The sequence below is a fragment of the Micromonospora mirobrigensis genome (assembly GCF_900091555.1).
GTDB classification, from domain to species: domain Bacteria; phylum Actinomycetota; class Actinomycetes; order Mycobacteriales; family Micromonosporaceae; genus Micromonospora; species Micromonospora mirobrigensis.
On record NZ_FMCX01000003.1, the window covers coordinates 205,590 to 224,248 of the forward strand.

Here is an 18,659-nt window from a genome sequence, read left to right on the forward strand (position 1 = left end):
AGTAAAACGGGCTGTGGAAAACCACACAGGTCCATGTGACCGGTCCACCGGGCCCGCCGGGTGCCGTATGGCCGACACCACCACACCCCGGGGCCCCGCCAGACACCCGGCGGTCGCACACTTGACGGCATGGATGACCAGCTCGCGATCTCCGTACGGGGACTGCGCAAGGCGTACGGCGACAACCTCGCGGTGGCAGGGGTCGACCTCGACGTCCACCGGGGCGAGGTGTTCGCGCTGCTCGGCCCGAACGGCGCCGGCAAGACCACCACGGTGGAGATCCTGGAGGGCTACCGGCGTCGCGACGCGGGTGAGGTCTCGGTGCTGGGCAGCGACCCCGGCTCACCGGCCGCCGACTGGCGCTCCCGGGTCGGGATCGTGCTCCAGGGCACCGGCGAGTTCGACGAGCTGACCGTCGGCGAGGTGGTCCGGCACTTCTCCGGCTTCTATCCCGACGCCGACGACCCGGACAAGGTCGTCGAGCGGGTCGGGCTGAGCGCCAAGGCCAAGGCCCGGACGCACACTCTCTCCGGCGGGCAGAAGCGCCGCCTCGACGTGGCACTGGGCATCATCGGCCGGCCCGAGCTGCTCTTCCTCGACGAGCCGACCACCGGCTTCGACCCGGAGGCCCGCCGCGAGTTCTGGGAGCTGATCCGGGACCTGGCCGCCGCCGGCACCACCATCGTGCTCACCACGCACTACCTGGACGAGGCGGAGTCGCTCGCCGACCGGGTGGGCGTGATCGCCGGCGGCCGGCTGGTCGAGGTGGCCCCGCCGAACCGGCTGGGCAACCGGCAGGACGCCCTGGCCACCGTCTCCTGGCGTACCCCGGAGGGGGTGGCGGAGAGCGCGGAGAGCGCGACGCCGACGGCGCTGGTGGCGGAACTGGCCGCGCGCTTCGGCGGCGAGGTCCCCGGCCTGACGGTGACCCGGCCGACCCTGGAAGACGTCTACCTGAAGATGATCGGACACTGATGACGACCACGACGAAGCCGGCGGCTCCGGTCGCCGCCGCCCCCGGTGCCCGGCGGCTCGGCTCGGGCGCCCTCGCGCTGCGGCAGGGCCGGCTGGAGATCACCCAGTTCCTGCGCAGCCGGGAGTCCGTCGTGTTCACGATGGGCTTCCCGATCATCATGATCCTGATCTTCGCGTCGATCTTCGACGGGACGATCGGCGGCGGGGTGAAGTTCACCCAGTACTTCATCACCGGCATGATCGCCACCGGCCTGATGACGGTGAGCTTCCAGAACCTCGGCATCTGGATCCCGATCGAGCGGGACCGGGGCGTCCTCAAGCGCTACCGGGGCACACCGATGCCGAAGTGGGTCTGGTTCGCCGGCAAGGTGATCATGGTGGTGGCGATCGGCATCGCCGAGACCGCCCTGCTGCTGGCCTTCGCCGTGCTCCTGTTCGACCTGGACCTGCCGGCCACCGTCGGGAAGTGGGTCACCTTCGGCTGGGTGTCGGTGCTGGGCGTCACCGCCTGCACCCTCTGCGGCATCGCCATCTCCTCGCTGGCCCGCACCGCCCGCAGCGGCTCCGCCGTGGTCACCCCGGTCGCCCTGGTGCTCCAGTTCATCTCCGGGGTGTTCTTCGTCTTCACCGACCTGCCGGCCTGGATGCAGCAGATCGCCGCGCTCTTCCCGCTCAAGTGGATGTGCCAGGGCCTGCGGGCGGTCTTCCTGCCGGAGAGCTTCGGCGCGCGGGAGCCCGGCGGCTCGTTCGAACTGGGCCGGGTCGCGCTGGTCCTGGCGCTCTGGTGCGTGGTCGGCCTGGTTCTCTGCCTGACCACCTTCCGCTGGACCACCAAGCGCGACGGCTGAATGGCAGACTCGCCGCATGGCGAGAATCGTGACCCGGCGCACGGTGCTGACCGCCGGAGCCGGGGTGGCCGGCGCCGCCGTCGTCGGCGGGCTGGCCGCCCGGGAGATCCGGCGGAACACGGCGGAGTCCACCGGCGCCCCCGACGTGCCCGTCGGGGACGAGCGGCTGATCCGGATCCGCTCCGGCGCCCGCAACCGCGAGGTCGACTTCTGGACGGCCGTGCCCGAGGGGTACGGCGACGGCCGGGGCCTGCCGGTCTGCCTGGTGCTGCACGGCGCCTCGGCCACCCCCCGCGACTACGGCCGGCTGGGCCTGGCCCGCTTCCTCACCGACGCGGTACGCCGGGGCACCCCGCCGTTCGTCCTCGCCGGGGCGGCCGGCGGACGGCTCTCCTGGCGCCCCTCCGGCGCCGACGACCCCCAGCGGATGGTCCGGGAGGAGATGCCCACCTGGTGTGCCCGCCGGGGCTTCGACAGCAGCCGGCTCGCCGCATGGGGCTGGTCGATGGGGGGCTTCGGCGCGCTGCTGCTCGCCGAGACGTACCCGGGATGGGTGCGGGCGGTGGCGGCCTTCTCCCCCGCCGTGCGCCCGGGCGACGCGGTCTTCGCCGGGGTGGACCGGCTGCGCGGGACCCCGGTGGGGCTCTGGTGCGGCCGGCAGGACAACCTGCTGCGCGACGTCCGCACCCTGGCCGGGGAACTCCCGGAGCCGGCGAGGGTGACCCGCTGGTCGGACGGCCGGCACAACTTCGGCTACTGGGGCACCGTCATCCCGGAGGCGTTCGCCCTGCTCGGCACCGCGCTCACCCCGCCCGGCCGGCCGTGACGTCCCCGACCGGTCCGGCCGGGGACGGCGCCGGACGTCAGTACGAGTAGAAACCCTGGCCGGTCTTGCGGCCCAGGTCACCGGCGGTCGCCATCCGCTGGAGCAGCTCCGGCGGGAAGAACTTCTCGTCCGCGGTGTCGGTGTAGATGTTCTTCGTGGCGTTGAGCAGCACGTCCACGCCGGTCAGGTCGACCGTGGCCAGTGGGCCCATGGCGTGGCCGAAGCCCAGCTTGCACGCGGTGTCCAGGTCCTCGGCGGAGATCACGCCCGACTCGACCAGCTTGACCGCCTCCATGGCGAGGGCACAGATCAGCCGGGTGGTCACGAAGCCGGCGATGTCCCGGTTGACCACCACCACGGTCTTGCCGATCCCCTCGGCGAAGTCCTTCGCCCGGTTCAGCGTCTCGTCGCTGGTCTTGTAGCCGCGGACCAGCTCGCAGAGCTTCATCATCGGCACCGGGGAGAAGAAGTGGGTGCCGACGACGGCCTCCGGCCGCTGGGTGACGGTGGCGATCTGGGTGACCGGGATTGCCGAGGTGTTGGTGGCGAGGATCGCGTCGGACTTGCAGATCTTGTCCAGCGCCCGGAACACCTCGTGCTTGATCTCGAGCTTCTCGAAGACCGCCTCGACCACGATGTCCGCGTCGCCGGCCGCCTCCAGCTCGGTGGTCGGGGTGATCCGGCCGAGGGCCGCCTCGACGTCGGACGCCTCGATCTTCCCCTTCTCGGCGAACTTCGTCAGCGACCTGCGGATGCCGTCGACGCCCCGCTTCGTGGCCGCGTCGTCCACGTCCCGCAGGGTCACCTGCCAACCCGCCTGCGCCGCGACCTGGGCGATGCCCGAGCCCATCAGCCCGGCACCGATGACCGCGAGTCGACCCGCCATCTGCTTCTCCCTCGCCTGGTTGAGTGTCTGCCAGCACCCTAACCGGCGGGGTTGAACGAAGATTAAGCCGGCCGCTGCGCGGTGGCCGTCCGCTCAGATGGTCAGGTCCGGCTCCTCCGGCGCGGTGCCCCGCTCCACCTGCACGCCGAGCGCCCGCAGGTCCGCCACGAAGTCCGGATAGCCCCGGTCGACGTGGTGCACGTGGGAAACCTCGGTGAGCCCGTCGGCGCAGAGCCCGGCGATGATCAGGCCGGCCCCGGCCCGGATGTCGGTGGCCCGCACCGGCGCGCCGGAGAGCTGCTCACGGCCGCGTACCACCGCGTGGTGGCCGTCGGTCTTGATGTCCGCACCCAGCCGCATCATCTCGTTGGCGAACATGAACCGGCCGTCGAAGATGTTCTCGGTGATCAGGGACGCCCCGTCGCTCACCGCGGCCAGCCCGATCGCCATCGGCAGCAGGTCGGTGGCGAAGCCCGGGAACGGCAGGGTCACCACGTCCACCGCCCGGGGACGGTCGTCCATCCGTACCCGGAAGGCGTCGCCGCGGGTCTCCACCAGGCCACCGGCCGCGACCAGCTTGTCCAGCGCGACCTCCAGGAAGGCCGGCTGCACCCCGGTCACCGTGACGTCGCCGCGGGTCATCGCGGCGGCGAACGCCCACGTCCCGGCGACGATCCGGTCCCCCACCGTGGCGTGCCGCACCGGCCGCAGCTCCGGTACGCCGACGATGCGCAGCGTCGAGCTGCCCGCGCCGGAGATCCGGGCGCCCATCCCACGCAGCATCATGCAGATGTCCACGATCTCGGGCTCCCGGGCGGCGTTGTCGATCACCGTCTCGCCCCGGGCCAGCACCGCCGCCATCACCAGGTTCTCGGTCGCGCCCACGCTCGGGAAGTCCAGCAGGATCTCCGCGCCGTGCAGCCCGTCCGGCGCCTCGGCGATGACGAAGCCGTGCTCGCCGGAGATCTCCGCGCCCATCCGGGCCAGCCCGGCGATGTGCATGTCCAGGCCCCGGGAGCCGATCGCGTCCCCGCCGGGGTGCGCCACCCGGACGTGGCCGCGGCGGGCCAGCAGCGGGCCGAGCACGCAGATCGAGGCGCGCAGCCGACGGACCAGGTCGTAGTCGGCCTCCGCCCCGGGCTGCTCCGGCACGTCGATGACGACCTGACGGGAACGGGCCACCCCGCCCCGGGCCACCATCGGGTCCACCGGGTCGTCGGCGTCGAACCGGACCTCGCAGCCGAGCCGGCGCAGCACCTCCCCCATGATCGCGATGTCGGTGATCCGGGGGACGTTGGTGATCACGTTCCGGCCGGGGGCCAGCAGCGCGGCGGCCATCAGCTTCAACGCCGAGTTCTTCGCACCCACCACGTGCACGGTGCCGGCGAGCCGGGCGCCGCCCCGGACCCGGATCACATCGACGTCGTTGACCGCCGGGTCACCGGCGTCGCCGGGCCCCACCCCGACCGACCGGGCGGCGGCGCCGTCGGGCCGCGCCGGGATGGTCAGGTCGGGTATCCGTAGGCTGTGCGTCATGGCCGTCCACCTCACGCGCATCTACACCAAGGCCGGCGACGCCGGCATGACCAGGCTGAGCAACAACGAGCAGGTGCCGAAGACCGATCCCCGGATCGCGGCGTACGCGGATGTCGACGAGTGCAACGCCGCGATCGGTGTGGCGCTCGCCCTCGGGCAGCTCGACGACGAGCTGCGTACGGTGCTGGCGTCGATCCAGAACGACCTGTTCGACGTGGGCGCGGACCTGGCGACCCCGGTCGAGCCGGACCCCGAGTATCCGCCGCTGCGGGTCACCGAGGAGTACGTGGAGCGCCTCGAGGGCTGGTGCGACGAGTACAACGGGCGCCTGAGCAAGCTCGACTCCTTCATCCTCCCCGGCGGCACCGCGGGCGCGGCGCTGCTGCACGTGGCACGGACGATCGCCCGGCGCGCCGAACGGGCGGCCTGGACGCTGGTCGGACACGATCCGGATCGCACCAGCTCCCTTCCGGCCAAGTATCTCAACCGCCTCTCCGATCTGCTGTTCATCCTGTCAAGAACGGCAAATCCGGCCGGCGATGTGCTATGGGTCCCGGGCGGCAGGCGCTGAGCCACGGATCGCTGCACCACGTCGAGGTCTGGGTACCCGATCTCGACGCGGCGATGCTGAGCTGGGGCTGGCTCCTGGGCGAGCTGGGCTGGACGCCGTTCCAGGACTGGCCGGCCGGCCGGTCCTGGCGGCTCGGCCCGACGTACCTGGTCATGGAGCGGTCCCCGGCGCTGTCCGGGCCGGTGCACGACCGGCTCGCCCCGGGGCTGAACCACCTGGCCTTCCACGCCGGTCCGCCCGCCGAGGTGGACCGGCTGGTCGCCGCCGCGCCGGCGTACGGCTGGGAGCTGCTCTTCGCCGACCGGCACCCGCACGCCGGGGGCCCCGGGACCTACGCCGGCTACCTGGCCGACGGGCAGGGGTACGAGGTGGAGCTGGTCGCCGGGGAGTGACCGTCAGCAGTGGTGCGGCACGCCCCGCCGGGCCGGCGCGGTCCGCCCGGCTCCGGGACGCCGCGAGCCGGGCACCGGCCCGACGGGTGACCGGCCCCGTCGTACCGGCCCCCGGCAGGGCCGCCCGGCGGGCCGGCGGCGGGCCCGCACCCGACGGGTCCCCACGGTGACCGCCACCCCGGCGGCCAGCAGCAGCCCGGCAGCCAGCGGGAGTCCGGCCGGCACCCCGCCGGCCGCCCAGCCGATCAGCACGGTGCCCGGCACCCAGACCGCCACCGCCGCCGCGTCGAACGCCACGAAGCGCCGGTACGGCAGGCCGGCCATCCCGGCCACCCGGGGCACCAGCGTCCGGGCGAAGGCGGTCCACCGTCCCACCAGCACCGCCGCTCCGCCCCGGCGCGCGATCAACGACTCGGCCCGGTCCCACCGGGCGGGGCCGATCCACCGGCCGATCCGGCCGTCGCGCAGCCGCGGCCCGAGCAGCCGGCCCTCCCAGTAGCCGAGCTGGTCACCGGCGAACGCGGCCAGCGTGGTCACCGCCAGGGCGGCGCCCAGGTCCAGGGTCCCGGCCCGGGCCAGCAGCCCGACGGTCAGCATCGTGCTCGCCGCCGGCACCGCCACCCCGACCAGCAGGCCGACCTCGGCGGCGAGCAGCGCCGCCGCGAGCAGCAGCACCTGGCCGGGCGGCAACGCGCCGAGCCGGTCGAGCAGGGCATCGGAGAAGGTCACCCCTCCAGCGTGCTGCGCCGGGAGCCGCCCGCCGTCCTCCCGCCGGGCGGCCCCGGCTCCTCCGGGTGGCCGCCCGTCTCCCTAGGGAGGCCCCGGCCCGGGGTCCGGGTCGAACGCTCACCGGCCGGGGTCGGGCACCGGCTCGAAGTCGTCGTCGACCAGGCCGAGCCGGTGCGCCACCACGGCCGCCTGCACCCGGTTGCGCAGCTCCAGCTTCTCCATCGCCGCCGAGACGTGGGTCTTCACCGTGGTCACCCCCAGATGCAGCCGGGCGCCGATCTCCCCGTTGGACAGCCCGGCGCCGACCAGGGCCAGCACCTCCCGCTCCCGGGAACTGAGCAGGCGCAGGCCCGGCTGAGGGGTGCCCGCGCCCGGCCGCGCCTCCCGGTCGTGCGCGCCGATCGCCCGCTGCACGATCCGGGCGAGCACCCGGGGCGACACCAACGCCTCGCCACGCGCCGCCCGGCGGACCGCCTCGATCAGATCCTCCGGGGGACCGTCCTTCACCAGGTAGCCGATCGCCCCGGCCCCCAGCGCACCGTAGACGTCGGCGTCCTCGGCGAAGGTGGTCAGCACCAGCACCCGGACCCCGGGCTGCCGGGCGCAGATCCGGCGGGTCGCCTCGATGCCGTCCAGTCGGGGCATCCGCAGGTCCATCAGGACGACGTCCGGTCGCAGCCGCTCGCTGAGCCGTACGGCGTCCAGACCGTCCCCCGCCTCACCGACCACCTCGAAGTCGCCGGCCGTCCGCAGCAGCAGGCCCACCCCCGCGCGGACCAGCGCCTGGTCGTCCACCACGAGCACCCGGATCAACACACCACCTCCCGTACCGGCAGCCGGGCCCGCAGCCGCCAACCGCCGGCGGCGGTGGGACCCGCGGTCAGCGTGCCACCCAGCAGCCCGACCCGCTCGCGCATGCCGGTCAGCCCGTGCCCGGACGAGGGCAGCGTCGCCTCCGGCCGGGGCCCCGCCGGTCCACTGTCGAGCACCTCCACCAGCAGTCCGGGCGGTTCCAACCGGACGACGGCGGTGGCGATCGCACCGGCACCGGCGTGCTTCAGGCTGTTGGTCAACCCCTCCTGGATCACCCGCGCGGCGGTGGTCCGCACCACCAGCGGAGTCGTCGCGGCCCGGTGGTCCACCGTCACCTGCACGCTCAGCCCCGCCGCCCGGACCAGGCGTTGCGCCTCGGTGATGATCTGCTCGGGCTCCACCATCGGCGCGCCGCCCTCGACCGCCTCCGGATCACGCAGCACCTCCAGCAGCTCACGGAGCTCGTCCAACACCCGGGCGGCCGTGGTACGCAGCTCGCCGAAGGCGGTCACCGCGTCGTCCACCCGACCGGTCTGGCGGATCGCGTACTGCGACGCCCCGGCCTGGAGGGCGATCGCCGCGACGTGGTGCGCGACGATGTCGTGCAGGTCGCGGGCGATGCTGGCCCGCTCGGCGAGCCGGGCGGAGCGGGTCTGCATCTCCTGCCGCGCCTCCGCCTCCCGGGCCCGCTCCTCGGCCACCGCGGCGGCGTTGCGCAGCCCGCCCAGGTAGCGGCCGAAGGCGACCGGCGCCGCCGTCGCCGCCACCAGCGTGGTCAACCGGAGCACCCCGGCCCCACCGGTCAGCACGCCGGGAACCGCGGAGCGGACCACCGTGCCGATCACGGCCGCGAGGTAGACCGCGAACGCCGCGCCGGTGGACGACCAGCCGGACCGGTACGCCACGAAGCCCAACGCGACCGCCCCGCACAGCACGGGGGTGCCGGTGCCGAAGGGTGCCACCTCGACGGCGACCAGCATCAGCAGGGTCTCCAGCACCAGCACCACCCAGGGCCGTCGCCGTACGCCCACCAGGGCCAGCCCGGCGGCGACGGCGAGCGCGGCGTGCCGGCCGGCGCTCTCGGCGCCGAGCACGCTGTTCACCCCGGACGCCAGACCCAGCAGGGTCGCGACCAGGCCGAGCAGCAGCTCCGGCCACCAGCCGCGGAGTCCCCTCACCCGGCCAACCCTACGGAACCCCGCTGCCCCGCCGGTCCTCCCACCGGCCGGCCGCCCTCCTCCGGGTGGTCGGTCGACGGGCCGCGGGAGTGACCCGGTGGCGGGAGCGGCGTCCCTAGCGTGGAGCGGCGTGACCGACTCGTCGACGTTCCTCAAGCAGTTCGCCCGCCATCCGCGCACCGTCGGGGCGGTGGCGCCCAGCGGGGCGGGGCTGGCCGCCGACATCACGGCGGCGGTGCCGCGTACCGGTGAGCCGGTGGTGGTGGAGCTGGGCCCGGGCACGGGCGTCTTCACCGGCGCGGTGCAGCGGCGGCTGGCCGGCCGGGGACACCACTTGGCGCTGGAGATCAATCCGCGCTTCGCGGCCCGGGTGGCGCGGCGCTACCCGGCGGTGGAGGTGCTGCTCGCCGACGCGGCGACCCTGGGCGACCTGCTGGCCGACCGGGGTCACGCCCGGGCCGACGTGGTGATCAGCGGCCTGCCGTGGGCGGCGTTCGGCGCCGACCGGCAGCGCCGGGTGCTCGGCGCGGTGGCCGACGCGCTGGGCGCGGGGGGCGCGTTCACCACGTTCGCCTACCGGCACGCCCGGTGGACCCCACCGGCCCGGCGGTTCCGGCGCCTGCTCGACGAGACGTTCGACGAGGTGACCACGGGCCGCACGGTGTGGGCGAACCTGCCACCGGCGTTGGTCTACCACTGCCGCCGTCCGCTGCGCTGAGGCCGTCGGGCGTCGGGTGCGGGCCGGCGACCGTCAGGCGGCGGGCCAGTCCTGGGAGGCCAGACGCGGCGAGGCCGCCCCGGGCGGGGCGGCCTCGAGCCAGGAGAGGAAACCGGTCACCGTGGAGCGGGCCATGGCGATCTCCACCGGGGCGTGCCGGCTGGTACAGCGGAGGATCACCCAGTCCGCGGGCATGGAGAGGCGCTCCTGCGCCTCCGGGAGGCGCCGGCGCTCGACCGCCAGCTCCTTGCGGGAGAGCACCCGCTTGGGCCGGATGGCGAAGCTGAACATCCGGTACCACCGGAGCTCGTCACCGGCGAACCGGCCGAAGCCGGGCGACCAGCCCCGGCCGTCGAGCACCGAGGTCACCCGGACGCTGAGCCGGATGATGCCGCCGCTACGGGTGACCAGGGCACGGCGGAGGAAGAGGACCAGGACCGCGGCGAGAATCACCGCGATGCCGATTCCGACCCCTTCCACGATCTGCATCGGCGGTGTGGCTCAGCGGTTCTGCGCGGAGCTGGCCGGGGTGGCGCTCTCGGCGAGCACCGTGACGCCCTCGCCGGTCACCGAGAGGAAACCCCCGGCGACGTCGTAGGCGACCTGCTGACCGCCGGCCTGCTTGATGCGGACCTGGCTGGGCTCGGCGAGCTGGCCGAGCAGGGGCGCGTGCCCAGGCAGCACACCCAGCTCACCCTCGGTCGTCCGGGCGACGACCATCTCGGCCTCACCCGACCAGACCTTCTCCTCGACGGCTACGAGCTCGACGTGAAGCTGCTGTGCCACGCTGTCTCCTTGCTGCGGCGGCGGACTGCCGAAATTCTAGTCGCGCCGTCCGGCGCCACCCAACGCGGGTGGCGAGAGGTGCGCCACGGGTCACCGGACGGCCCGTGACCCGTTGGCGCTGACGCTACTTCGTGGTCTGCCGGAACTCGGGATGTTCCAGCAGGAACGCGTCCAACCGCTCCTCGTTCAGGGCGGTGAAGAAGTCCTTCGCGGCCGGCTGGAACTCCTCGCCGAGGTAGCGGGAGCCGCTGTTCACCGGCCCGCCCGGCAGCTTGATCGTCTCGATCGAGCTGGAGCGCAGGCCCTTGAGGGCGAGGGCGTAGTCGACCACGCTGTTCCCGCGACCGTTGAAGATCAGCGACTGGCCGGCGGCCCGGACCACCCGGTCCAGCTTCACCGGGTTGGTCACCACGTCGGCGCTGAACGCCTGGTCGACCATCGCCTTGATGAACTGCTGCTGGTGCCGCTGCCGCCCGTAGTCCGCGTCCGGCACGCCGTTGCGCGGGTAGCGCTGCCGGACGTAGTCCAGCGCCTGCCAGCCGTTGAGGTGGACGTCGCCCTTCTTGTACTCGGCCTGCGGGCCGATGTAGCCGTACCCGTTGGGGTTGCCCTCGCGCAGGGTGCCGTCCGGCCGGCGGTGCTCGGAGCGGACGTCGCGTTCGATGTACATGTCGACGCCGCCCATCGCGTCGACGATCTTGGTGAAGCCGCTGAAGTTGATGATCGCTCCGGCGTCGAAGCGCTTGATGCTGGTCGTCTGCTGCACGGTCTTCGCCAGCAGCTCGAAGCCGCGGGCCGCGTCCGGGTCGGCGCCGGGCACGTTGCTGCCGTGCGACATCGCGCCGTTCAGCTTGCCCCGGCCGCCGGCGTACTCCGCCTTCGGGAACGCGGGGATGTCGACGTACAGGTCGCGGGGCACCGAGAAGAGGTACGCCCTGTCCATGCTCGCCGGCACGTGCAGGATCATGATCGAGTCGGCGAGCGGCCGCTGCTTGGCGTTCCGCGGGTCGATGCCGACCAGGAGGATGTTCAGCGGCCCGGAGATGTCGCTGCGCTTCTCCTTGGCACCGGCCGCCTGGTCGCCGAAGAGGTCGGCCTTGCCCACCGAGCCCTCGTAGCGGGCCAGCAGGGCCTCGTATCCCACCAGGACCGCGCCGCTGAGCACCACCAGCACGGTGCCGAAGATCGTGCACAGCCGGGCCCAGCGGGGCACCCCCGCCCAACGCGACCGTCCCCGACGGTCCTTCCCGGCCTGGTTCACTCGCGTCTCCCGTCGTCACGCCACGGATTTCGTCACGCCCATGAATCAGGACGGGCGCAGGGTGCCGAATGGTTGCAGGTTCCACGCCCAACGTGAGCGTGGCTCGAACGGTACCCCCGACGCGCGCACGGCAAGCCGCCCGCGAAATCCGACATCCGGCGCGAACGGCCTCGGCAACGCGAAGGGCCACCCCGGTATCGACCGGGGTGGCCCTTTTACGCTGTGGCGGAGTTCTCAGCCCTCAGCCATCAGCTCCTTGGCCTTGGCCTGAAGGTCCTCGAGCCCGCCGCACATGAAGAACGCCTGCTCGGGGAAGTGGTCGAACTCGCCCTCGGCGATCCGCTTGAACGCGTCGATGGTCTCCGCGATCGGCACCGTCGAGCCCGGCACGCCGGTGAACTGCTCGGCGGCGTAGGTGTTCTGCGAGAGGAACCGCTCGATCCGGCGGGCGCGGCCGACGGTGAGCTTGTCCTCCTCGGAGAGCTCCTCGATGCCGAGGATGGCGATGATGTCCTGCAGGTCCTTGTACTTCTGCAGGATCCGCTTCACCTCGGTCGCCACCGCGAAGTGCTCCTCGCCGACGAACTCCGGCGCGAGGATCCGCGACGAGGACGCCAGCGGGTCCACCGCCGGGTAGATGCCCTTGTCGGAGATCGACCGCTCCAGGTTGGTGGTCGCGTCGAGGTGGGCGAACGTGGTGGCCGGCGCCGGGTCGGTGTAGTCGTCGGCGGGCACGTAGATCGCCTGCATCGAGGTGATGGCCTGGCCCCGGACGGAGGTGATCCGCTCCTGGAGCTCGCCCATCTCGTCGGCCAGGGTCGGCTGGTAACCCACGGCGCTCGGCATCCGGCCGAGCAGCGTGGAGACCTCGGAACCGGCCTGGGTGAAGCGGAAGATGTTGTCGATGAAGAGCAGCACCTCCTGCTTCTTGACGTCCCGGAAGTACTCCGCCATGGTCAGCGCCGACAGCGCCACCCGCAGCCGGGTGCCCGGCGGCTCGTCCATCTGGCCGTAGACCAGCGCGGTCTTGTCGATGACGCCGGACTCGGTCATCTCGGCGATGAGGTCGTTGCCCTCACGGGTGCGCTCACCCACGCCGGCGAAGACCGAGGTACCACCGAAGTTCCGGGCGACACGGGTGATCATCTCCTGGATGAGCACCGTCTTACCCACGCCCGCGCCACCGAAGAGGCCGATCTTGCCGCCCTTGACGTACGGGGCGAGCAGGTCGATGACCTTGATGCCGGTCTCCAGCATCTCGGTCTTCGGCTCCAGGTCCGCGAAGGCCGGGGCCTTGCGGTGGATGCCCCAGTGGTCGTCCGGGTTGAGGGTCTCGCCCTCGGTCAGGTTGAGGCACTCGCCGATCGCGTTGAACACGTGACCCTTGACCGTGTCACCCACCGGCACGCTGATCGGACCGTCGGTGTCCCGGACCTCGGCGCCGCGCACCAGTCCGTCGGTCGGCTGCATCGAGATGGCGCGGACCATGTTGTCACCCAGGTGCTGGGCGACCTCCAGGGTCAGCGTCTTCTCGCCGCCGGACAGGTTGACGTCCACCTTGAGGGCGTTGAACAGGGCCGGCATGGCGTCACGCGGGAACTCGGCGTCGACGACCGGGCCGATGACCCGGACCACGCGACCCGTGGCCGTCTTGGTCTCGGCTGGTCCCCCAGCCGCAGTCGATACAGTCATCACACTTCACTTCCCGACGCGGCCAGCGCGTTCGCGCCGCCGACGATCTCGCTGATCTCCTGGGTGATATTGGCCTGACGGGCCGAGTTCATCTCACGCGTGTACTTCTCGATCATCTCTTCGGCGTTGTCGGTGGCGCTCTTCATCGCCCGCCGCCGGGCGGCCGACTCGCTGGCCGCCGACTCCAACAGAGCCGCGTAGATCCGCGTGTTGATGTACCGCGGCAGCAGCGCGTCGAGCAGCGCCTCCGCCTCCGGCTCGAACTCGTACGCCGGCAGCAGGCCCTCGGACCGCGGGCGGTCCTCGACCTGCATCGGGCCGATGATCTTCGTGACCGGCGTCTGGGTCATCAGGGAGTGGAACTCGGTGTAGACGATGTGCAACTCGTCGATCCCGAGCACCCCGTCCGCCCCGGCCTGACCGTCCGCGTCGTCCGCACCGGCGGTGAACGCCTTGATCAGCGTCTCGCCCACCTCGCGGGCGGCGTCGAAGGTCGGCTGCTCCGAGAAGCCCGTCCAGTTCGCCTCGATCGGGCGGTCCCGGAACCGGTAGAAGCTGACGCCCTTGCGACCGATGACGTAGAGCACGGGCTCCTTGCCGTCGGCCTTGAGCCGGGCGACCAGCGACTCCGCGGTCCGGATCGCGTTCGAGCTGTACCCGCCGGCCAGGCCACGGTCGGCCGTGACCAGCAGGACGCCCGCCCGCCGCACCCGCTCACGCGGGGTGAGCAGCGGGTGGTCGATCCGCGCGTTGGAGGCCAGCGCGGTGAGCACGCCGGTGATGGCCTGGGCGTACGGCAGGGACGCCTCCACCCGGGCCTGGGCCTTGGCGATCCGGCTCGTCGCCACGAGCTCCATCGCCTTGGTGATCTTCTTCATCCCCTTGGCGGAACGGATCCGCTGGCGAAGAACGCGTACCTGGGCCGCCATGGATCAGCTCTCGGCCGGGCGGTCGGTCGTGCCGTCGCGGAAGCGGGTCACCGTCTCGCGGTTCTCCTCGCCCTCCAGCGGCGTGGCCGGCGCCTCGTTGATCCGACGCTCGTCCTCCTTGCCGAGGAAGACCTGCTTGAACTCGGCGATGGCCGAGTCGAGCGTGCCGATGATGTCGTCGCCCCACTGGTTGTCCGCGATGGCGGCGAGGACACCCTCGTGCTTGTGGCGCAGGTACTGGAGGAACTCCGACTCGAAGCGCCGGACCTCACCCACCGGGATGTCGTCGAGCTTGCCCTCGACGCCGGCCCAGACCGAGACGACCTGCTCCTGCACCGGGTACGGCGAGTAGTTCGGCTGCTTGAGCAGCTCGACCAGGCGGGAACCCCGGTTCAGCTGGTTCTGCGAGGCGCGGTCCAGGTCGGAGGCGAAGGCGGCGAACGCCTCCAGCTCGCGGAACTGGGCCAGGTTCAGCCGCAGCGAACCGGCGACCTTGCGCATCGGCTTGACCTGCGCGGCGCCACCGACCCGGGAGACCGAGGTGCCGACGTTGATGGCCGGCCGGACGCCCTGGTTGAACAGGTCCGTCTCGAGGAAGATCTGGCCGTCGGTGATCGAGATGACGTTGGTCGGGATGAAGGCCGAGATGTCGTTGGCCTTCGTCTCGATGATCGGCAGACCGGTCATCGAGCCGCCACCCAGCTCGTCGGAGAGCTTCGCGCAGCGCTCCAGCAGGCGGGAGTGCAGGTAGAAGACGTCACCCGGGTACGCCTCACGGCCCGGCGGACGACGCAGCAGCAGCGACACGGCGCGGTACGCCTCGGCCTGCTTGCTCAGGTCGTCGAAGATGATCAGGACGTGCTTGCCGCCGTACATCCAGTGCTGCCCGATGGACGAGCCGGTGTACGGGGCGAGGTACTTGAAGCCCGCCGGGTCCGACGCCGGGGAGGCGACGATGGTGGTGTACTCCATCGCCCCCGCCGCCTCCAGGGTGCCCTTGATCGAGGCGATCGTGGAGGCCTTCTGGCCGATGGCGACGTAGATGCAGCGGACCTGCTTCTTCGGGTCGCCGGAGCGCCAGTTGTCCCGCTGGTTGAGCACCGCGTCCAGGGCGACCGTGGTCTTGCCGGTCTTCCGGTCGCCGATGATCAGCTGCCGCTGGCCCCGACCGATCGGGGTCATCGCGTCGATGGCCTTGATGCCGGTCTGCAGCGGCTCGAACACCGACTGCCGGGACATCACGTTGGGGGCCTGGAGCTCCAGCTCGCGGAAGCCCTCGTTCGGGATGTCGCCGAGCCCGTCGATCGGCTGGCCGAGCGCGTTGACCACGCGGCCGAGGAAGGCGTCGCCGACCGGAACCGAGAGCACCCGGCCGGTGCGCTTGACGCGCTGCCCCTCCTCCAGCTTGGCGGAGTCACCGAGAACGACGACACCGATCTCCCGGACGTCGAGGTTCAGCGCCACGCCGAGCGTGCCGTCCTCGAACTCCAGGAGCTCGTTGGTCATGGTCGAGGGCAGGCCCTCGACGTGTGCGATGCCGTCACCGGTGTCGGCGACGGTGCCGACCTCCTCGCGGGAGACGTCGGCCGTGTAGGAGGAGACGTAGCGCTCCAGGGCGCCGCGGATCTCCTCCGTCGAGATGGTCAGCTCGGCCATCCTCTGCTTCCTTAAGTATCTCAGGGCCCGGGATACCTAGTACCGACCGGTCCGATGACGACGAATCAGGGCTGTGGAAGCGCTGGTCAGCTCTTCGCGAGCGCGTTGCGGGTCTCGTTGAGGCGGCGCAGGACGGTGCCGTCGTACAGGTCGGAGCCGACCCGCACGCTCACCCCACCGAGCACCTCGGGGTCCACCGTCTGCCTGACGGAAACCTCTCGACCGTACATCTCGGAGAGGCGGGCACCCAGGCGTCGCTCCTCGGAGTCACTCAGCGGCGCCGCCACGGTCACGTACGCGACCTGCCGGTCCCGCCGCTCGGCGGCGAGCTCGACCAGCCGGGTGAGCGCACCGGAGAACCGGCGTCCGCCGAATCCACCGAGCGCGACCCCGACGAGGTAGCCGGTGACCGGCCGGGCCTTGCCGGCGAGCAGCTGGTCGACCAGGGCCGCCCGCCGCTCCACCGGTGCCGCCGGGTCGGCCAGCACGTTGGACAGCTCCGGGGAGCCGGCGACGACCTGCCCGAAGCGGAACAGCTCGTCCTCGACCTCACCCAGCTCACCGGACTTGTCGGCGCTCGCGAGGAGCGCCTCGATGCCCAGTCGCTCGGTGGCGTCGAGCAGCTCCGACGGCGCCGACCAGCGGCCGGAGACCAGCGACGCGAGCAGGTCCAGCGCCTCGGCGCCGAGCTTGCCGCGCAGCATCTCACCGAGCAGGCCGGCGCGGTCGGCGCCGGAGCGGGCCGGGTCCGACAGCGCCCGGCGCAGCCGCGGCTCCCGCCGCAGCAGGGCGGCGACGGAGAGGATGTCGTCGGCGGTGGAGGCCACCGCCGACGGCTCCGCGCCGCGGACGTACGCGTCGAGGCGCTCGGCCGCGACCTTGTACGACTCCCGGCTGGCGGCCTGCATCAGCGGGCCCCCGTGCTCTCGAGACCGCTCAGGAACCGGTCCACGGTGCCCTTGCGACGCGCCTCGTCGGCGAGCGACTCACCGACGATCCGGCTGGCCAGGTCGACCGCGAGGGTGCCCACCTCGGTGCGCAGCTCGCGCACGATGGTGGCCCGCTCGGCGGCGAGCTGGTCCTTGCCGGCCTGGATGACCCGGTCGGACTCCTCCCGCGCCTTGGCGAGGATGTCCTGCCGGATGCCCTCCGCGTCGGCCCGGGCGTCGTCCCGGATCTTCGCGGCGTCGGTGCGCGCCTCGGCGAGCTGCGCGCGGTACTGCTCGAGGAGCTGGTTGGCCTCGGCCTGGGCGGCCTCGGCGCGCTTGATGCCACCCTCGATCGCGTCGACCCGGGCCTGGAACGTCTGCTCCATGCGCGGGAAGACGAACTTCATGAGCACGAAGCAGAGCACGGCGAAGGCGACGGACCCCACCACGATCTCCTGCCAGATCGGGACGATCGGGTTGTGCGTCGACTCACCACCCTCTGGAGCGGAGAGGAAGAACATGGTTACCTCCCGGTCTAAGGGCGGGATCAGCCGGCCCAGATGAAGCCGAAGGCGATGCCGAACAGCGCGAGGGCCTCGATGACGGCGAAGCCGATCCAGACGTACGGCAGAGTCATCCGCGACGACTCCGGCTGACGGGCGGTCGACTGGATGTAGGCGGCGAAGACCAGGCCGACACCGATGCCCGGGCCGATGGCCGCGAGACCGTAGCCGATGGCGGCGGTGCTGCCCTCTACCGCGGCGTAGACGTCCATTAGTCAGTTCCTCCTGGTTATCTCGCGTGACTCTCACGCGGGACGACAACGGTTGGTACGAGATGGATCAGTGCCCGCTCGCGAGCACCACGCTGGTGGATCAGTGCTCTTCGGCGAGCGCGCCCTGGATGTAGCTGGCGCTCAGCACCGTGAAGACGTAGGCCTGCAGGATGATGACCAGCGCCTCGAGCAGCGTCAGCGCCACGGTCATCACCCAGGAGACCACCGAGATCGGCGCCAGCCAAGCATTGGCGTTGAGCATCGCGAAGCCGCCGAGCGTGAAGACCAGCAGGAGCATGTGGCCGGCGAACATGTTCGCGAAGAGACGAACGGCCAGCGAGAACGGCCGGATGATGAAGGTCGAGAACGCCTCGATCGGAATCAGCAGCGGCAGGATGTACCAGGGGGCCGGCGGAATCAGGGCGTGCTTGAAGTATTTGACGAAACCGTGGTGCCGGATGCCGATGTAGTTGAACAGCAAATAGCTGATCACCGCGAGGATCGCCGGGAAGGCGATGTGCGAGTTCGGCGAGATCTGGAACAGCGGGATGATCGCGAACGCGTTCGTCAGCAGCACGAAGCAGAACAGCGTGGTGAAGTACGGCGCGAACCGCACCCCCGCGTGCCCGATCATGTCGACCGAGATGTTGTTGCGCACGAAGCCGTAGATCGACTCGGCGAACCACTGCTTCTTGGTCGGCACCAGCTGCGGCTTCCGGTAGGTCGCCAGGAAGAAGATGATCAGGACCCCGACCGCGATCCAGATCATCGCCGTGAACTTGGTGATCCAGTACGAGTCGTGCGCACCCCAGGGCAGGATGCTGGGCAGGTAGAAGTCCTCCACGCTGGGTGGGAATGCCGCCTGGCCAGCTGCCAGGACGTTCGCCTGTCCGAACACCGCGTCCCTTCCTAAGTAGGCGTGCCGAGTCGGCGGATGACCAGGATGACTCCCCCGGCCATGCCGAGCACGAAGCCGATGCCGGTGGCGATGCCGCCGGTGTCGAGCCACTGGTCGACCAGCCAGCCGATGAAACCCCACACGAGCATGCCCGCGATCAGGTAGCTGAGCGCGGTCCAACCCTGACCGGCGCCGGGCGGAACATCGTCCGGGGCGCCGCTGGGCCGGGGGGTTTGGTCATCAGCCATGACGGGGCGAACG

At 71.8% G+C, this 18,659-nt stretch carries 22 protein-coding genes; 6 read left to right on the top strand and 16 right to left on the bottom strand.

From position 1 onward, the window contains the following. The first annotated feature begins 129 nt into the window (after positions 1 to 129). The 3 genes from GA0070564_RS12120 to GA0070564_RS12130 are packed head-to-tail and all read left to right on the top strand — an operon-like array spanning position 130 to position 2,649. A complete protein-coding gene (locus GA0070564_RS12120) occupies positions 130 to 975 on the top strand; it encodes an ABC transporter ATP-binding protein (protein ID WP_091607786.1) in 846 nt (281 codons plus the stop codon). Continuing rightward, the gene (locus GA0070564_RS12125; RefSeq protein WP_091607790.1) at positions 975 to 1,823 is read left to right on the top strand and encodes an ABC transporter permease; all 849 of its coding nucleotides are present in this window, start codon (positions 975 to 977) and stop codon (positions 1,821 to 1,823) included. Before GA0070564_RS12120 ends, GA0070564_RS12125 begins: the two co-directional genes overlap by 1 nt. A gap of 16 nt (positions 1,824 to 1,839) precedes the next feature. Then, positions 1,840 to 2,649, top strand: coding sequence for an alpha/beta hydrolase (locus GA0070564_RS12130; RefSeq protein WP_091607791.1), 810 nt, complete (start codon positions 1,840 to 1,842; stop codon positions 2,647 to 2,649). 37 nt (positions 2,650 to 2,686) lie between these two features. Here the strand turns inward: GA0070564_RS12130 and GA0070564_RS12135 are convergent, their stop codons facing one another. Together GA0070564_RS12135 and murA are read right to left on the bottom strand one after the other, a co-directional pair. Then, entirely contained in the window at positions 2,687 to 3,535 is an 849-nt protein-coding gene (locus GA0070564_RS12135) for a 3-hydroxyacyl-CoA dehydrogenase family protein (protein WP_091607795.1), read from the bottom strand. A gap of 93 nt (positions 3,536 to 3,628) precedes the next feature. Beyond that, on the bottom strand, positions 3,629 to 5,071 hold the full coding sequence (gene murA / locus GA0070564_RS12140; protein WP_091607798.1) for a UDP-N-acetylglucosamine 1-carboxyvinyltransferase: 1,443 nt from the start codon (positions 5,069 to 5,071) through the stop codon (positions 3,629 to 3,631). On the opposite strand from murA, the gene GA0070564_RS12145 reads away from it, so the two are divergent. Further along, positions 5,070 to 5,642 (top strand): cob(I)yrinic acid a,c-diamide adenosyltransferase, encoded by a 573-nt coding sequence (locus tag GA0070564_RS12145; protein WP_091607801.1) that lies wholly within the window; start codon positions 5,070 to 5,072, stop codon positions 5,640 to 5,642. The two genes, murA and GA0070564_RS12145, sit on opposite strands and share 2 nt — an antisense overlap. Next, positions 5,618 to 6,034, top strand: a complete 417-nt coding sequence (locus GA0070564_RS12150) for a VOC family protein (RefSeq protein ID WP_091607803.1) — start codon at positions 5,618 to 5,620, stop codon at positions 6,032 to 6,034. The genes GA0070564_RS12145 and GA0070564_RS12150 overlap by 25 nt, the downstream gene beginning before the upstream one ends. Before the next feature lie 3 nt (positions 6,035 to 6,037). Here the strand turns inward: GA0070564_RS12150 and GA0070564_RS12155 are convergent, their stop codons facing one another. The 3 genes from GA0070564_RS12155 to GA0070564_RS12165 form a co-directional block, all read right to left on the bottom strand. After that, on the bottom strand, positions 6,038 to 6,763 hold the full coding sequence (locus GA0070564_RS12155; protein ID WP_091607806.1) for a DedA family protein: 726 nt from the start codon (positions 6,761 to 6,763) through the stop codon (positions 6,038 to 6,040). 117 nt (positions 6,764 to 6,880) lie between these two features. Then, a complete protein-coding gene (locus GA0070564_RS12160; RefSeq protein ID WP_342672545.1) occupies positions 6,881 to 7,579 on the bottom strand; it encodes a response regulator in 699 nt (232 codons plus the stop codon). Beyond that, a complete protein-coding gene (locus GA0070564_RS12165) occupies positions 7,573 to 8,754 on the bottom strand; it encodes a sensor histidine kinase (protein WP_141714765.1) in 1,182 nt (393 codons plus the stop codon). The genes GA0070564_RS12160 and GA0070564_RS12165 overlap by 7 nt, the downstream gene beginning before the upstream one ends. Positions 8,755 to 8,884: 130 nt before the next feature. Between GA0070564_RS12165 and GA0070564_RS12170 the strand changes: the two genes are divergently transcribed. Further along, positions 8,885 to 9,472 carry a class I SAM-dependent methyltransferase gene (locus GA0070564_RS12170; RefSeq protein WP_091607811.1) on the top strand — a complete coding sequence of 196 codons (588 nt, stop codon included), beginning with the start codon at positions 8,885 to 8,887 and terminating at the stop codon, positions 9,470 to 9,472. A gap of 33 nt (positions 9,473 to 9,505) precedes the next feature. Here GA0070564_RS12170 and GA0070564_RS12175 read toward each other — a convergent pair whose 3' ends face one another. The 11 genes from GA0070564_RS12175 to GA0070564_RS12225 form a co-directional block, all read right to left on the bottom strand. Then, positions 9,506 to 9,961 carry a DUF2550 domain-containing protein gene (locus tag GA0070564_RS12175; protein ID WP_091607813.1) on the bottom strand — a complete coding sequence of 152 codons (456 nt, stop codon included), beginning with the start codon at positions 9,959 to 9,961 and terminating at the stop codon, positions 9,506 to 9,508. A gap of 12 nt (positions 9,962 to 9,973) precedes the next feature. Continuing rightward, on the bottom strand, positions 9,974 to 10,258 hold the full coding sequence (locus tag GA0070564_RS12180; protein ID WP_088972929.1) for a F0F1 ATP synthase subunit epsilon: 285 nt from the start codon (positions 10,256 to 10,258) through the stop codon (positions 9,974 to 9,976). Between the two features lie 124 nt (positions 10,259 to 10,382). Then, the gene (locus tag GA0070564_RS12185) at positions 10,383 to 11,519 is read right to left on the bottom strand and encodes an LCP family protein (RefSeq protein WP_091607816.1); all 1,137 of its coding nucleotides are present in this window, start codon (positions 11,517 to 11,519) and stop codon (positions 10,383 to 10,385) included. 234 nt (positions 11,520 to 11,753) lie between these two features. Then, complete coding sequence (atpD, locus tag GA0070564_RS12190; protein WP_091607818.1) at positions 11,754 to 13,211, bottom strand: F0F1 ATP synthase subunit beta; 1,458 nt, start codon at positions 13,209 to 13,211, stop codon at positions 11,754 to 11,756. Beyond that, positions 13,211 to 14,140, bottom strand: coding sequence for a F0F1 ATP synthase subunit gamma (locus tag GA0070564_RS12195; RefSeq protein WP_091607819.1), 930 nt, complete (start codon positions 14,138 to 14,140; stop codon positions 13,211 to 13,213). Before GA0070564_RS12195 ends, atpD begins: the two co-directional genes overlap by 1 nt. Positions 14,141 to 14,143: 3 nt before the next feature. Continuing rightward, positions 14,144 to 15,796 (bottom strand): F0F1 ATP synthase subunit alpha, encoded by a 1,653-nt coding sequence (gene atpA / locus GA0070564_RS12200; protein ID WP_091607821.1) that lies wholly within the window; start codon positions 15,794 to 15,796, stop codon positions 14,144 to 14,146. Between the two features lie 86 nt (positions 15,797 to 15,882). Next, on the bottom strand, positions 15,883 to 16,704 hold the full coding sequence (locus tag GA0070564_RS12205) for a F0F1 ATP synthase subunit delta (RefSeq protein WP_091607824.1): 822 nt from the start codon (positions 16,702 to 16,704) through the stop codon (positions 15,883 to 15,885). Further along, complete coding sequence (locus GA0070564_RS12210; protein WP_091607827.1) at positions 16,704 to 17,246, bottom strand: F0F1 ATP synthase subunit B; 543 nt, start codon at positions 17,244 to 17,246, stop codon at positions 16,704 to 16,706. Before GA0070564_RS12210 ends, GA0070564_RS12205 begins: the two co-directional genes overlap by 1 nt. Positions 17,247 to 17,272: 26 nt before the next feature. Continuing rightward, entirely contained in the window at positions 17,273 to 17,500 is a 228-nt protein-coding gene (locus tag GA0070564_RS12215) for an ATP synthase F0 subunit C (protein ID WP_091607831.1), read from the bottom strand. 100 nt (positions 17,501 to 17,600) lie between these two features. Further along, positions 17,601 to 18,398, bottom strand: a complete 798-nt coding sequence (gene atpB, locus GA0070564_RS12220; protein WP_091607835.1) for a F0F1 ATP synthase subunit A — start codon at positions 18,396 to 18,398, stop codon at positions 17,601 to 17,603. A gap of 11 nt (positions 18,399 to 18,409) precedes the next feature. Beyond that, a complete protein-coding gene (locus GA0070564_RS12225; RefSeq protein WP_091609104.1) occupies positions 18,410 to 18,646 on the bottom strand; it encodes an AtpZ/AtpI family protein in 237 nt (78 codons plus the stop codon). Positions 18,647 to 18,659: the final 13 nt, after the last annotated feature.